This is a genomic window from Streptomyces meridianus (assembly GCF_023703325.1).
GTDB classification, from domain to species: Bacteria; Actinomycetota; Actinomycetes; order Streptomycetales; family Streptomycetaceae; genus Streptomyces; species Streptomyces meridianus.
Window position 1 is genome coordinate 1 of sequence record NZ_JAMQGM010000072.1, and the last position, 14738, is coordinate 14738.

Below are 14738 nucleotides of genomic sequence, written 5' to 3' on the forward strand. Positions count from 1 at the left end.
CCGTCCTGAACGTCCGCAGCGGGGAAGGCCGCGGTCTCGTACCCGTCCTGAACGTCCGCAGCGGGGAAGGCCGGTTCTCCGGTGACCGGGTGACCGGCCTCCGGGGCGCCGTCGTAACCGACGGCCTGCCACTCGCCGTTGACGGCCTCCGGGCCCTGTCCGTAGCCGAAGGTCACCGGCCCGGTGGCGTCCCACTGGCCCGTGGTGTCCCAGGTGCCCGTGTCGTAACCGGCCTGTTCGTAGGTGGCCTGGTCGTAACCGGTGGAGTCGAAGGCCCCGGTGGTGTCGAAGCTTCCGGTGCCGTCGTGCTGCGCTGCCGCATACGGGTCGAATCCGTCGCCGGTGAGCGCCTGGCCCGTTTGCGGGTCCCAGTCCTGGGTCCCCAGGACGAAGCCGTTGGCGTCGTACTGGGCCGCGTCGTACTGGGCGGCGTCCCACTGGCCGGTGGCGTAGTCGGAGGTGCTCCACTGCCCCGTCTGCTGGGCGGGGTCCCACTGGCCGGTGGCGTAGCCCGCGTCGCCGGTGTGGTCCGGCATCGCTCCGTAGAGGGGGTCGGCGGCGTAGCCGGCACCGCTGGTGTCGAAGGCGCCGGTCGCGTAGCCGTCGTATGCGGCTTGGCCGTGCTGTGCACCCTGCTGGTCGTACGCGGGGTACGAGCCGTACGAGGCGTCCGTAGCAGGGGCCGTCGGGTTCGGGTCGCCCAACGGATGACGGTCGTTCACCACCAACTTCTCTTTCGCCTCGGCAGCAGGAGAATTAGCGAGGACTGTACCCGCCAGTTCGTGATGGCGACAATCTTTGGCAGGTTTCGGACGAGCGCGGAACGGGCATTGCGGCGCCTTTCGGGGAACTGCGGGCGCGCCGAGGCGGCTTGTTCGAGGAATGTTCGAGGCCCTGTTTCGGTCGTCCAGCCGGTCAGACCACGGATATCCGGCTGCCGGGTCCCGTTCCGGGTGCTCCTGGGGACAGTGCTTGCCGTATCCCGGCGTCCACTCCACTGTGCACCGGGAGGGACAGATGGCCGACCCCGGACACCTGGATGTTGTGGGTGATCAGGTCGGGATGGCTGAGCGACGCCGTCTCCAGCGGGCTCATGAACTGGTCGAAGTCGCTCCAGAAACTGACGAAGCGGGTGGAGCAGCCCGGGGCGGGCCCCGCCAGTTCCTCGATGACCTCGGAATCGGGGCGCATCTGGCGCACCAGCGGGTGGACCGTCATGAGCGGAATGGCGCGGGTTCCCGCGTGCGGAGTCCCCAGCGTGACGAGCGTGCGGATGCGATGGTGCCCGTCCATGCGCTGCGCGTAGTAGCGGCCTATCAGGCCGCCCAGGCTGTGGCCGACCACGTCGATCCGGTCGTGCCCGGTGCGGGTGCAGACCTCCTCGATGTGGCGGCCGAGCAACTCGGCCGAACTGCGGATGTCGAGGCTCAGCGGGGAGAAGTTGAAACCCTCTACGTTCTCCCAGCCGTGCCGGCGCAGCGAGCGGCGGAGCAGGACGAAGACCGACCGGTTGTCGATGAAACCGTGGAGGAGGAGGACCGGGGGGCGGGTCCCGGAACCGGGCGGAACGGCCGGGGTCTGCGCTCCTGCCGCCTCGTCCTCCGGAACCGGCAGTTCGCAGGAGCACTGCTCCTGGGCGAAACCGGTGGGGTAAAGCAACACGTGTCCGGCAAGGATCGCCACTTCCAGGGCGCCGGCCCTGACCAGCGCTACGGAAGGGAGCGGAAGACGGGGCAGGAAAGGCAAGACCGTCATGGGCCGACCTCCGTACGGCACCCGGGGGGCGTCTGTGTCCTCCGTGTGCCCTCACGGGCAGCCGCTGCGACGATCATGGAACCGCCGGTCCCGCACGGCCCGCTGGCAGCGGGTGCCCGGTGGGGCGGCTCTGCTGCGGCTCCCCTCGCCTGCCGTCCCGGTGACGAACGGCGTGCTCGGTTTTACGTGTCCCTCATTGTGATTTCCCCCTCCCCGGCCGCCACGAAACAGCCTCGTGCGCGATGCTGGGCGATAACGTTCGTTCACTCCCCTGTGCTCATGGGCATCCGGGGACCTTCCGCCCGGCGACGGCAGATGTACATGGAGGCATTGATGGGTGTGTCGGGTCCGATCCGTGTGGTGGTTGCGAAGCCGGGTCTCGATGGCCACGACCGCGGTGCCAAGGTCATCGCACGGGCGCTGCGCGATGCCGGTATGGAGGTCATCTACACCGGCCTGCACCAGACGCCCGAGCAGATCGTGGACACGGCGATCCAGGAGGACGCCGACGCCATCGGGATGTCCGTGCTCTCCGGTGCGCACAACACGCTCTTCGCCAAGGTCATCGAGCTGCTGCGGGAGCGCGACGCGGCCGACATCAAGGTGTTCGGCGGCGGCATCATTCCCGAGGCGGACATCCCCCCGCTCAAGGAACAGGGCGTGGCCGAGATCTTCACCCCGGGAACCCCGACCGGCGATGTCGTGAACTGGGTGCGCGCCCACGTGCGCGAGCCGGCCGTCTGAGCAACCGGGTCCGGCCGGGCCGGGACTTCGGTGTCCCGGCCCGCAACACCGGCCCCTCCCGGAAACCGGGTCTCCCGCCGAACCGGTGGGAGACCTGCTGTTTTTTCCGGGGCACCAGGGGGTACTCCCAGTCCGGACCGGCGACGCCGGTCAAGGGTATGTTGGCCGGACTCCGGCTCGGTGCGCAGACCGCCGTGCGGCGGGTGTGTGCTGGACGGGGCGCACTGCTCCGGCACGGGACCGCCGGAGCGGGACCGCGCCGGAGCCGTCGACGCGGGTGATCAGCCCTCTGCCCCGGGATCGTCGAGCTCGCGGTGCAACGCTGCGCGCAACCGCAACGTGCCCGCGAGCCGTTGGAACGCCTCGGACCAGTAGCCCTCCGTGCCGGGCGCGGGCCCGGCCGGTTCCTCCGCCGCGACTGTCAGCGCCTCCAGCCGCCCGGACAGTTCCGGGTCGAGGCAGCGTTCCGCGAGCCCCATCACTCCGCTCAGACTCCACGGGTAGCCTCCGGCGTCCCGTGCGATGTCCAGGGCGTCCACCACGGCCCGGCCGAGTGGTTCGCTCCACGGAACGGCACAGGCGCCCAGGAACTGGAAGGCGTCGCCCGGTCCGTACGCCGAGACGTGCCCGGCGACCCACTCGGCACGCTCGTCCGCGGGCAGTACCGCGAGCATGGCCGTCCGCTCGCCAGCCGTCGCCCCCGCGTCCGCGGCGAGAGGGGATCCGAGCAGCGCCCGCGACCAGTCCACGTCCCCCCGGGCCACGGCGGCCCGGCCCCATGCGGCGTGCAACTCCTCCTGCCGGCCGTCGGCGACGGGCAGGGCCACGATCTCCTCCGGCGTGAGGCCGCCGAACCGCTCGCCCCACAGGCCGAGCGGTGCCGACTCCAGCAGCCGGCTCAGCCACCAGGAGCGCTCCCCGCGCCCGGAGGGCGGCCTGACGGTGATGCCGTCGCGCTGCATCCCGGCATCGCACTCGTGCGGTGCCTCCACGACGACGACCACGCCCCCGGGCGTGCGCTGCGGGACCACGCAGGCCGCGGCGCGCCGGGCCATGCGTTCGGAGAGCGCGGAACCGGGGAGCAGGGCCAGCAGTTCGGACGCGAGCGTGCGGACGTTGCGGCTCCGGTCGCCCAGCACCTCCTCGAGGAACGCTTCGTCGGCCGGGCCCAGACCTGTTCGCAGCGCGTCGAGGAACATCAGCCGGTCCTCGGCGCGTTCGGCGGGCCACGACGAGCGCAGCAGGTCCAGGCCACCGGCGGGATCCCGCTGCCGCAGGGCGGTCAGCAGGGCCGTCCGCTCGGCGAACAGGCCCTCCTCCCACAGGCGGTGCACGCCGGCCGGGTCCGACGGGACGGCCGCTCCGGCCGCCCCGGTGGCCGCGGCGCGCAGCGCGAACTTCCAGTCCGGGTTGAGCCCGGCCAGCCACCGGCCGCGGGGCCCCGCGAAGGTGAGGACGCCGTCGCGCAGGTCACTGCGGGCGCGGGCCGCGTCGAGCAGGCCCGGCAGCAGGTCGTCCGGGGCCCGGTAGCCGTGCCGGTTGGCGGCCGTCAGCCACTGCGGAAGCAGTTCCGCCAGGACCGGAGCGGTGCCCCGGCGGCCGCCCGCGGCCCGGTCCGCCAGCAGCGTCGCCAGCCGGTGGCGGGCCGCCGGAGGAAGCGGGTCGCGCGGGTCCGCGGGTGCGGGGGAGGGCAGCGGCCGGGCCACCGCCGGGAGCAGACCCGCGCGCCGCTCGAGCGTCCGCACGGCGGCCGCGTCCAGCAGAGCGGCAGCCGGGTCGCGGTCCCCGGCAGCGGGGATGGGCCGGCGCTCGGTTCCCAGCAGCGCAGCGGAGACGAGGTCCTCCCACGCCGTGTCCGGTACGGCGGGCGGGCAGGTGCCGGACAGGACGTCCCGGTCCGCTGGGCCCGGGACGGTGGTCGCCGCAGCCGTGGGGTCGTGCCTGGTCAACTCGGGCTCCTCCTGGACTCGCCTGTCGTGATGCATGGTTGACGCGTCCCTCACAGCGCCACCCCCTCCGCCGAGCCGGGCGTCCATGCCGTCAGGGGCAGGAACCCGCGGTGGCCGCACAGCCCGAACACCGTCACCGGACGTCCGCCGGAGACGGACGCCAGCCGCCACAGGCCCGTCGCCGGCGCCCGCGGATCGACGGGCAGCGCCGGCGCATCCCCGGCGCCCGCGGCCGGGTCCGCCACCTGCCAGCCGGTGTCCCCGGGGGCCCCGGCCGCCCCGGGTACCGGGACCACCCCGGACAGCACGACCGGCCACGCGTCCAGCCACGGATCACCGCGCAGCGCTGCGGCGTACGCCTGCAGCGCCGCCGCCGGTCCCGAACCCGACGGCGGGCCGCCCGGGGACGTCCCGAACTGCTCGCCCAGCACCGCACGCAGCGGCTGCCCGCCCGGGTAGTAGGCCACCTCGGCATCGAGCGCCGGACCCGGCGGGAACGCCTGCGGGGGAGTCCGGCCGGCCGCACCGTAGGACAGCAGCACGGCGGCCCGCCCGGACCGCTCGCCCTGCAGCCAGATGCGCCGCGTCGTCAACGTTCCCTCGGTGCAGTCCTGTCGGGCCGTCACCAGCCAGCGGTCACGTACCCGGGCGCCGGGGTCCGCCAGGACGTCCGCAGCCTCGGTCGTCACACCCGCGCGGGTGCGCACCGTCGCCGCCAGCGGCGCGGGCAGGCCGTCGGTCAGCAGGAGCCCCCGGTCCAGCAGATGCAGCAGCGCGCACTCCTCGAGCAGCCGTTCCGGCCAGCCCCCACCGGAGCCGGCGACCGATCCCAACTCCCGTACACGAGCTGCCAGGCCGGGTGCCTGGGCGTCCACCATCCTGGCTGCGGTCTCGTCCCACGGTGCGTATCCCGCGCGGTCCGCACCCGCGATCCCACCGCGCAGCAGGTCCGTCAGGCGCTGTTCCAGCTCGACGGCGCCCGCAGCCATCCGACCGGCCCGCCGGGCCTGCTTGCGCCGGGAGGAATCCGGGTCGGCGCCGCGGCCCGCGCCGGCCGCCTCCGGCAAGGCGCTTCGCGCCGCGCGTCTGCTGCGCCCCTCCAGCCACACCTGCGCGAAGTTCGGCGGCTCGCCCTGCCCGACGGCGGCCGGCCCCTCCGTCCACAGCAGCAGCAGCCCGAGCGCGTGCTTGCACGGGAACTTCCGGCTCGGACAACTGCACGTGCAGGCCGGACCGGCTTCGGCCGACGGCCCCCGGAGAGCGACCACCGTGCGGTACGGCCTGCTCCCGCTGCCCCTGCACAGTCCCCAGACCGCTTCACCGTCCGTGCCCGTCGCGGACCACGGTCCTGCCGCGCCGAGCCTGCTGCCGGCTTTGCGTGATGCGGCGTCAGGTGCCAGTGCGAGCACCTGATCAGCCGTCCAGCGCTCCCTCTGCGTCATGTCGCCGAAGCTACGCCGGGTCACTGACAACCGATCCGACCTGCATGTGCCATGTCCCGCGGCCTGTTGTCAGTGGCCTCGTGCAGGGTTTGGGCAGCAAGCGGTTCCGCCGGGTGCCCGGGTGCGGACCGCTCCGTGCAAGACGTTGTGCGAGGCGTTGTGCAAAAGGGGGACTGTGACGTGACCACCACCGCGACCACTGCCGGCGAGGCGCTCCGGCCGCATGCCGAGGAAGCCTTCGCCGAGGAGCTGAAGGCGCTCGCAGCAGCCGACGACCGCCCCCGGCCGGCCAGTTGGCGGCTGTCACCATGGGCCGTCGCCACCTACCTCCTCGGCGGCGCACTGCCCGACGGCACCGTGATCACACCCAAGTACGTCGGCCCGCGCCGCATCGTCGAAGTGGCCGTCACCACGCTGGCCACCGACCGCGCCCTGCTGCTCCTGGGCGTGCCGGGCACCGCCAAGACCTGGGTCTCCGAACACCTCGCCGCAGCCGTCAGCGGCGACTCCACGCTGCTCGTCCAGGGCACCGCGGGCACACCCGAGGAGGCCATCCGCTACGGCTGGAACTACGCACAGCTGCTGGCGCACGGGCCGAGCCGCGACGCGCTCGTGCCCAGCCCCGTCATGCGTGCCATGGCCGAGGGCATGACCGCCCGGGTCGAGGAACTCACCCGTATACCGGCCGACGTGCAGGACACCCTGATCACCGTCCTGTCCGAGAAGACCCTGCCGATTCCGGAACTGGGCCAGGAGGTCCAGGCCGTCCGCGGCTTCAATCTCATTGCGACCGCCAACGACCGCGACCGGGGCGTCAACGAGCTCTCCAGTGCGCTGCGCCGCCGCTTCAACACCGTGGTGCTGCCACTGCCGGCGACACCGGAGGCGGAGGTCGGCATCGTCGGTCAACGCGTCGACCAGCTGGGCCGATCCCTCGACCTGCCGTCCGGCGCCGACGGTGCGGCGGAGATCCGCCGGGTCGTGACGGTCTTCCGGGAGCTGCGCGGCGGGGTCACCTGCGACGGCCGGACCAAGCTCAAGTCCCCCTCCGGCACGCTGTCGACGGCCGAGGCGATCTCCGTCGTCACCAACGGCCTCGCTCTCGCGGCGCACTTCGGCGACGGCGTGCTGCGCCCCTCCGACGTGGCCGCGGGCATCCTCGGCGCGGTGGTCCGCGACCCGGTGGCCGACCGGGTGGTCTGGCAGGAGTACCTGGAAACCGTGGTCCGCGAGCGCGAGGGCTGGAAGGACTTCTACCGTGCCTGCCGCGAGGTGAGCGCGTGAACGCGCGCCCCGCCCCGGAGACCGCAGCTGCCCGGCAGCCCCGGCGGGCCGGCGGCCCGCAGCCTCTGCTGCTCGGCGTGCGGCACCACGGGCCCGGCTCGGCACGCTCGGTCCGGATCGCCCTCGACCATCACCGGCCGCCCGCGGTCCTCGTCGAAGGGCCACCGGAGGCCGACGGGCTCCTCCCCCTCGCCGTCGAGGAGGACATGCGTCCGCCGGTCGCCCTGCTCGCGCACGTCGCCGGTGATCCGGCCCGCGCGGCGTTCTGGCCCTTCGCGGAGTTCTCCCCGGAGTGGGTGGCGATCCGCTGGGCCGTGGAACGCAAGGTCCCGGTGCGGTTCATCGACCTGCCGGCCGCCAACTCCCTCGCCCTGCAGGACGAGTGCGGGGCCGAGCGCGAGGAGCGCCGATGCCGGCACGGCGACGGCGAGCCCGGCGAAGCGGAACAGGAGGGGCAGCAGCCCTCCGCCGCCCTGCGCCTCGACCCGGTCGGCGCCCTTGCAGAGGCCGCCGGCTACGACGACCCGGAACGCTGGTGGGAGGACGCCGTCGAGCACCGGGCCGGCGGGCCCGCCGAACCCGGTGAGACGTTCGCGGCCATCGGCGAGGCGATGGCCGAACTGCGCGCCGTCCACGGCGACGGCGGGCACGACCACGACCCGCTGCGGGAAGCCCACATGAGGCTGAAACTCCGGGCGGCGCTCAAGGAGTTCGGGGACGGAGTGGCCGTCGTGTGCGGCGCCTGGCACGTCCCCGCGCTGACCGCCCCCACGACCGCCACGGCCGACCGGCAACTGCTCAAGGGGCTGCCGAAGGCCAGGGCCGAACTCACCTGGGTCCCCTGGACGCACCGCCGGCTCGCCCGGCACAGCGGATACGGCGCCGGAATCCACTCACCGGGCTGGTACGGACACCTCTACAACGCCCCCGACCGTCCCGTCGAACGATGGATGACGAAGGTCGCCGGACTGCTCCGTGCCGAGGACCACCCTGTCTCCTCCGCGCACGTCATCGAGGCCGTCCGGCTCGCCGGCACCCTCGCCGCCATGCGCGGCCGGCCGCTCGCCGGGCTCGTCGAAGCCACCGACGCCGTCCGCGCCGTGATGTGCGAGGGCTCCGACGTCCCGCTCGCGCTCGTCCACGAACGGCTCGTCGTCGGCGACGCCCTCGGCGACGTGCCCGACTCCGCCCCGGCCGTGCCGCTGCAACGCGACCTCACGCGGCTTCAGCGCAGTCTGCGGCTGAAGCCCGCGGCCGAGGCGCGGGACGTGGAACTCGACCTGCGCAAGGACACCGACGCTGCGCGCAGCAGACTGCTCCACCGGCTGCGGCTGCTCCGCATCGGCTGGGGACGGCAGACCCGCTCGCGGGTTGGGACGGGCACCTTCCGCGAGACCTGGCGGCTCGGCTGGGAGCCCGAACTCTCGGTCCGGGTCGCCGAAGCCGGAGTGTGGGGGACCACCGTGGCCTCGGCGGCCACGGCGAAAGCGGAGTCCGATGCGATGGCCGCCCGCCGCCTGCCGGACGTCACCGGGCTCGCCGAGGACTGCCTGCTGGCCGGCCTGCCGGATGCGCTGTCCCTGGTGATGCGGGTGCTCGCCGACCGCGCGGCGCTCGACACCGACGTCGGGCACCTCGCCGAGGCCCTGCCCGCCCTGGTCCGTTCGGCCCGCTACGGCGATGTGCGCGGCAGTGACGCGGGCGCACTGGCCGAGGTGGCAACCGCCGTCGCCGAGCGCGTCTTCGTCGGCCTGCCGCCCGCGGTCGTCGGCCTCGACGCCGACGGCGCGGCCGGGATGCGCCGGCATCTGGACGCCGTGCACACGGCCGTCGGCCTGCTGGACCGGAGCGCTGCACATCCGCACAGCGGCCCCGACGGCCAAGGCCGTTCAGGCGGTTCCGGTGGCACCGAGGGGAGCGGCCCGGCGGCCCGGGAGCCCGTCGGCCCCGGCACCCCCGCCCGGACCGGCGCGGACGGCGGCGGCCTGCGCGACCGCTGGGCCCGGGTGCTCCACACCCTCGTAGCCGGCGAACAGGTCCCCGGTCCGATCCGCGGCCGGGCGGCACGGCTGCTGCTCGACGACGAGCGGCTCGACCACGATGCCGCGGCCCGGCTGATGGGCCTCGTACTCTCCCCCGGCACCCCGCCGGACCGGGCCGCTGCCTGGATCGAGGGGTTCGTGGGCGGCGGCGCCGGGGGCGGCATGCTCCTGGTGCACGACACCCGGCTGCTCGCCCTGCTCGACGCCTGGCTGACCGCGGTCCCGGCGGACGCGTTCACCGACGTCCTGCCGCTGCTGCGCCGCACCTTCTCCGCCTACGAAGCCGGCGTGCGCCGCACGCTCGGGGAACTCGTCCGGCGCGGCCCCACGGCCGGCGGCCGGGCGCACACCGCGGCGACGGCGGCCGGGGCCCCGGGCTACGGACCGGGGCTCGACGCGGAGCGGGCGTCAGCCGTACGGCCCACGGTGCACCGGCTGCTGGGCCTCGGCACCGACCTGGACAAGGACGACCACCGGATGGCGGGAGCAGTCGGTTGAACGCAGCCACGACCACGAACGTCACCCCCGGAAACGGGGCGGCGCCGGCGGACGGCACGGCGACCGGCGAGCGACTGCGCCGCTGGCGGCTGGTTCTCGGCGGAGGTCCCGCCGACGGCACCGGGCACCAACCGGCAGGCCGCGACGCCGAGGTGGACCGCACCCTCACCGCGCTCTACGGCTCGGGCCCCGGCGACGGCGAACGCTCCGGCGCAGGACGCTCCGCCGGACTCGGCGGCTCCGTGCCCCAAGTGGCCCGCTGGCTCGGTGACATCCGCACCTACTTCCCCACATCCGTGGTCCAGGTGATGCAGCGGGACGCGATCGACCGGCTCGGCCTGTCCTCACTCCTTCTGGAACCGGAGATGCTGGAGGCGGTCGAGGCCGACGTCCACCTCGTCGGCACCCTGCTGTCGCTCGACAAGGCGATGCCGGAGACGACCCGGAACACCGCCCGAGCCGTGGTCCGCAAGGTCGTTCGGGACCTGGAGAAGCGGCTCGCCGCCCGTACCCGCGCCACCCTGTCCGGCGCACTGGACCGCTCGGCGCGGATCGGCCGCCCGCGCCACCGGGACATCGACTGGGACCGCACGATCCGGGCCAATCTGAAGAACTACCTGCCCGAGTACGGCACCGTCGTCCCGGACCGCCTCATCGGCTACGGCCGCGCGGCGCAGGGGGTGAAGAAGGACGTCGTGCTGTGCATCGACCAGTCCGGGTCGATGGCGGCCTCGGTCGTGTACGCCTCCGTGTTCGGTTCGGTGCTCGCCTCGATGCGTTCCCTCGCCACCCGCCTCGTCGTCTTCGACACCGCGGTCGTCGACCTCACCGACGCCCTCGACGACCCGGTGGACGTGCTCTTCGGCACCCAGCTGGGCGGTGGCACCGACATCAACCGGGCGCTGGCCTACTGCCAGTCGAAGATCACCCGGCCCGCCGACACCGTCGTGGTCCTCATCAGCGACCTCTACGAGGGCGGAATCCGGGACGAGATGCTGAGACGGGTGGCGGCGATGAAGGCGTCCGGCGTGCAGTTCGTGGCGCTGCTCGCGCTGTCCGACGAGGGTGCGCCCGCCTACGACCGGGAGCACGCCGCAGCGCTCGCCGCCCTCGGTGCCCCGGCGTTCGCCTGTTCGCCCGACCACTTCCCCGAGGTGATGGCGGCGGCGATCGAGCGGCGTCCGGTCCCGGTCCCCGACGCCGCGGAACCGAACCCCGCTGACCTGCCCACGCGAACCCGGGACGCCGGCCGGGCCGTGGGGCCGGGCCGCGCCGCCGCGAGACCGGGAGGTTCAACGCCGAACTCTCCCGGTCACGGGGACACGGCACGGAGCAGGACGGACCGCTGACTCAGACGTTGGGGACCTTCAGCCTGTCCCAACTCGTCTTCCCCGGAATGCCGTCGGCGTCGCTGCCGGAGTAGCCCAGCTTGCGCTGCCAGGCCGCGTACGACTTCCGGTCCGCGTCCGTCCACTCCGGTCCGGGACCGACCTCGTACCTGCTGCAGCCCTCCGCCACCAGCCGCCTGCCCATGGCCGTGATGATCGCACTGCGGCGTCCCACCGTGAAGAACGAAGCTCCGGGGAAGGGTTCGTACCGGGGCTCGGAGGGCCCGTCCGGGTCGCCGCCCAGCCGGGTCCTGATCCGTTCGCGCATGGTGCCCATGGTGAATCCACGCGGGTCCACCTTCCCCGGCTGCCACTCCAGGTGCCCGATCACCGACCGGTGCCCCCAGCCGTGGGCCCGGCAGATCGCGGCCGACGCCTTCTCGATGGCCTCCAACTGGGCTGCGGGCCACGGGTCTTCGCCGTCCCCGAGATTGATGCACTCGAAGCCGTAGAAGCGTGCGTTGCCATCGGTGTTGGCCTCGTTGTCCGGAGGCAGCTCGGATTCGGCGATCACGGCGCGCAGCACGTCGTCGTCGCCGAGCCCGGCGTGGTTGGCCCGGCCGTGGCCGACCAGGTGGACCGTGCCGTCCTTCGCGATCACCCCGTGGCACAGCGGCCCCGGCAGGCCGGCGTGGCCGTTGTAGCAGAGCTCCACCGAGCTGTCGGTGCCCGAGGTCACCGTGTGGTGGATCATCACGCCGTTCACGGGCCCCCAGGGGCCCTTGTGGTTGCGGTTGTGCGTGCGCCAGTCGCGGTACTCGACCACCCGAAGGCCCTCGTCGCGCAGAGCTCCGAGCAGTCTGTCCGCGGACAGTGGTGTAGCCATCGTGTGTGTCTCCCCTCCGTTGATGAGCCGTCAGCTCTCCTGCCCCTCACAAGGCCTCATCCCCCTCGGGCCGGCCCCGAACCGCGGAATGCCCCCGCTCCGTCGGCGGGCGCCCCGCACGCCGGGGGGCGCGTGCACCGCACCGGAAGCGGGTCCCGCGGTGGTGATCGTCCGCCGGCGTCGCTGCCGGGGGGCGGGCGGTGGACGGTGCCGGAGCGGACCCCGGGTCGAAGCCGGACCCGGGGGCGGGCGGGCTCCCACGGCGGCGACCTCCGGTGAAGATCGACCGGGCGTGGCCGGTGCCCCGGCGCCACGTCCCATGTGACCACCGTCACCGCTCACATGTGAGCTGCGATTTAGGGACCCGCCCCCAGCGGGGCTAACCTGCAAGACGGACATGCCGCGTACTCGGCTGACGTGTGCGCACTCCTAGTGACCGCGCTGTCACGTTGCCCGTAGCGGCACGCCCACGCAGACAAGGAACCGCGATCACCACGACAGCGGTTATTGAGACGCAAAGGGACGGACGCGCGTGGACCTGTTCGAATACCAGGCGAGGGACCTCTTCGCCAAGCACGGTGTACCGGTGCTGGCCGGTGAAGTCATCGAAACGCCTGAGGCGGCGCGCGAGGCGACCGAGCGTCTCGGCGGCCGGTCGGTCGTCAAGGCCCAGGTCAAGGTCGGTGGCCGCGGCAAGGCCGGCGGCGTGAAGCTGGCCGGCACCCCGGACGAGGCCGTCGCCCGCGCGACGGACATCCTGGGCATGGACATCAAGGGCCACACGGTCCACAAGGTGATGATCGCGGAGACCGCTCCGGAGATCGCGGACGAGTACTACGTCTCGTACCTCCTCGACCGCACCAACCGCACCTTCCTGGCCATGGCCTCCGTCGAGGGCGGCATGGACATCGAGGAGGTCGCGGCCACCAAGCCCGAGGCCCTCGCGAAGATCCCGGTCGACGCCAACGTGGGCGTCACCGCGGAGAAGGCGGCCGAGATCGTCGCCGCCGCGAAGTTCCCGGCCGAGGTCGCCGACCAGGTCGCCGAGATCCTGCAGACCCTGTGGAAGAGCTTCGTCGCCGAGGACGCCCTCCTCGTCGAGGTGAACCCGCTGGCCAAGGTCGCCGACGGCCGTGTCCTCGCCCTCGACGGCAAGGTGTCCCTGGACGCCAACGCCGACTTCCGGCAGCCGGAGCACGAGGCGCTCGAGGACAAGGCCTCCGCCAACCCGCTCGAGGCGGCCGCCAAGGCCAAGGGCCTCAACTACGTCAAGCTCGACGGCGAGGTCGGCATCATCGGCAACGGCGCGGGTCTCGTCATGAGCACCCTCGACGTCGTCGCCTACGCCGGTGAGGCCCACGGCAACGTGAAGCCCGCCAACTTCCTCGACATCGGCGGCGGCGCCTCCGCCGAGGTCATGGCCAACGGCCTCGAGATCATCCTCGGCGACACGGACGTCAAGTCCGTGTTCGTCAACGTCTTCGGCGGCATCACCGCGTGCGACGCGGTCGCCAACGGCATCGTCCAGGCCCTGGAGCTGCTCAAGTCCAAGGGCGAGGACGTCACCAAGCCGCTGGTCGTGCGCCTCGACGGCAACAACGCGGAGCTGGGTCGCAAGATCCTGACCGACGCGAACCACCCGCTGGTCCAGCAGGTGGACACCATGGACGGTGCGGCCGACCGTGCCGCCGAGCTGGCTGCCAAGTAAAGGAACGGGTCACCAAACACCATGGCTATTTTCCTCACCAAGGAAAGCAAGGTCATCGTCCAGGGGATGACCGGCTCCGAGGGCCAGAAGCACACCAAGCGGATGCTCGCCTCGGGCACCAACATCGTCGGCGGCGTGAACCCGCGGAAGGCCGGCACCAAGGTCGACTTCGACGGAACCGACGTTCCCGTCTTCGGCTCCGTCAAGGAGGCCATGGAGGCCACCGGCGCGGACGTCACGGTCATCTTTGTGCCGCCGAAGTTCGCCAAGGACGCGGTCGTCGAGGCGATCGACGCCGAGATCGGCCTCGCCGTCGTGATCACCGAGGGCATCGCGGTGCATGACACCGCCGCGTTCTGGGCCTACGCCGGCTCCCAGGGCAACAAGACCCGGATCATCGGCCCCAACTGCCCGGGCCTCATCAGCCCCGGACAGTCGAACGCGGGCATCATCCCGGCCGACATCACCAACTCCGGCCGCATCGGCCTGGTGTCGAAGTCCGGCACGCTCACGTACCAGATGATGTACGAGCTGCGTGACCTCGGCTTCTCGTCGGCCGTCGGCATCGGTGGCGACCCGGTCATCGGCACCACGCACATCGACGCGCTGGCCGCCTTCGAGGCCGACCCCGACACCGACCTGATCGTGATGATCGGTGAGATCGGCGGCGACGCCGAGGAGCGGGCCGCGGACTACATCAAGGCCAACGTCACCAAGCCGGTCGTCGGCTACGTCGCCGGCTTCACCGCGCCCGAGGGCAAGACCATGGGCCACGCCGGCGCCATCGTCTCCGGTTCCTCCGGCACGGCGCAGGCGAAGAAGGAGGCCCTCGAGGCCGCGGGCGTGAAGGTCGGCAAGACCCCGTCCGAGACGGCCCGCCTCGCGCGCGCCGCCCTGGCCGGCTGACCGCCGACCGGGAGGACAGCCGGACCGCAGCACCGCCCGGTGGGCCCGTACCGATCCGGTACGGGCCCACCGGCGTGTCCGGACGTGCCCCGTGGTGCGCCGGGCGAACGGCCCTGCAGTGGTGAGCCGGGCGTACGCCGGGCGTCCCGGGGTGGTCCGGGCGCTGCGCCGGCTGCGGGCGCGCCGTCCCCGGGCC

The 14738-nt window shown here is 73.0% G+C and carries 10 protein-coding genes and 1 pseudogene; 6 read left to right on the forward strand and 5 right to left on the reverse strand.

All coding sequences use genetic code 11. The features are described from left to right. A pseudogene (locus tag M1E25_RS25040) lies at positions 1-722 on the reverse strand (hypothetical protein); the annotation flags it as partial. 193 nt (positions 723-915) lie between these two features. Next, positions 916-1755 carry an esterase/lipase family protein gene (locus M1E25_RS25045; protein WP_251419519.1) on the reverse strand — a complete coding sequence of 280 codons (840 nt, stop codon included), beginning with the start codon at positions 1753-1755 and terminating at the stop codon, positions 916-918. Positions 1756-2088: 333 nt separating this feature from the next. On the opposite strand from M1E25_RS25045, the gene icmB reads away from it, so the two are divergent. Further along, the gene (icmB, locus tag M1E25_RS25050) at positions 2089-2499 is read left to right on the forward strand and encodes a coenzyme B12-dependent isobutyryl CoA mutase small subunit (RefSeq protein ID WP_251419521.1); all 411 of its coding nucleotides are present in this window, start codon (positions 2089-2091) and stop codon (positions 2497-2499) included. Between the two features lie 281 nt (positions 2500-2780). Here icmB and M1E25_RS25055 read toward each other — a convergent pair whose 3' ends face one another. Both M1E25_RS25055 and M1E25_RS25060 read right to left on the reverse strand, forming a co-directional pair. Continuing rightward, positions 2781-4484: a DUF5691 domain-containing protein gene (locus tag M1E25_RS25055; RefSeq protein WP_372501438.1), complete on the reverse strand. Its 1704-nt coding sequence runs from the start codon at positions 4482-4484 to the stop codon at positions 2781-2783. Between the two features lie 14 nt (positions 4485-4498). Next, positions 4499-5890 carry an SWIM zinc finger family protein gene (locus M1E25_RS25060; protein WP_251419522.1) on the reverse strand — a complete coding sequence of 464 codons (1392 nt, stop codon included), beginning with the start codon at positions 5888-5890 and terminating at the stop codon, positions 4499-4501. A gap of 180 nt (positions 5891-6070) precedes the next feature. Between M1E25_RS25060 and M1E25_RS25065 the strand changes: the two genes are divergently transcribed. Genes M1E25_RS25065 through M1E25_RS25075 form a run of 3 tightly spaced genes read left to right on the forward strand, consistent with a single transcriptional unit; the run spans position 6071 to position 11063 of the window. Beyond that, positions 6071-7174 (forward strand): ATP-binding protein, encoded by a 1104-nt coding sequence (locus M1E25_RS25065; RefSeq protein WP_308290477.1) that lies wholly within the window; start codon positions 6071-6073, stop codon positions 7172-7174. Beyond that, entirely contained in the window at positions 7171-9714 is a 2544-nt protein-coding gene (locus M1E25_RS25070; protein ID WP_251419526.1) for a DUF5682 family protein, read from the forward strand. The genes M1E25_RS25065 and M1E25_RS25070 overlap by 4 nt, the downstream gene beginning before the upstream one ends. Continuing rightward, a complete protein-coding gene (locus M1E25_RS25075; RefSeq protein WP_372501441.1) occupies positions 9711-11063 on the forward strand; it encodes a VWA domain-containing protein in 1353 nt (450 codons plus the stop codon). Before M1E25_RS25070 ends, M1E25_RS25075 begins: the two co-directional genes overlap by 4 nt. Position 11064: 1 nt before the next feature. Here the strand turns inward: M1E25_RS25075 and M1E25_RS25080 are convergent, their stop codons facing one another. Next, positions 11065-11928 (reverse strand): peptidoglycan-binding protein, encoded by an 864-nt coding sequence (locus M1E25_RS25080; protein ID WP_251419528.1) that lies wholly within the window; start codon positions 11926-11928, stop codon positions 11065-11067. 532 nt (positions 11929-12460) lie between these two features. On the opposite strand from M1E25_RS25080, the gene sucC reads away from it, so the two are divergent. Together sucC and sucD are read left to right on the forward strand one after the other, a co-directional pair. Next, positions 12461-13636 (forward strand): ADP-forming succinate--CoA ligase subunit beta, encoded by a 1176-nt coding sequence (gene sucC, locus M1E25_RS25085; protein WP_251419530.1) that lies wholly within the window; start codon positions 12461-12463, stop codon positions 13634-13636. Between the two features lie 21 nt (positions 13637-13657). After that, positions 13658-14542, forward strand: coding sequence for a succinate--CoA ligase subunit alpha (gene sucD / locus M1E25_RS25090; RefSeq protein WP_251419533.1), 885 nt, complete (start codon positions 13658-13660; stop codon positions 14540-14542). The last annotated feature ends 196 nt before the right edge of the window (positions 14543-14738 follow it).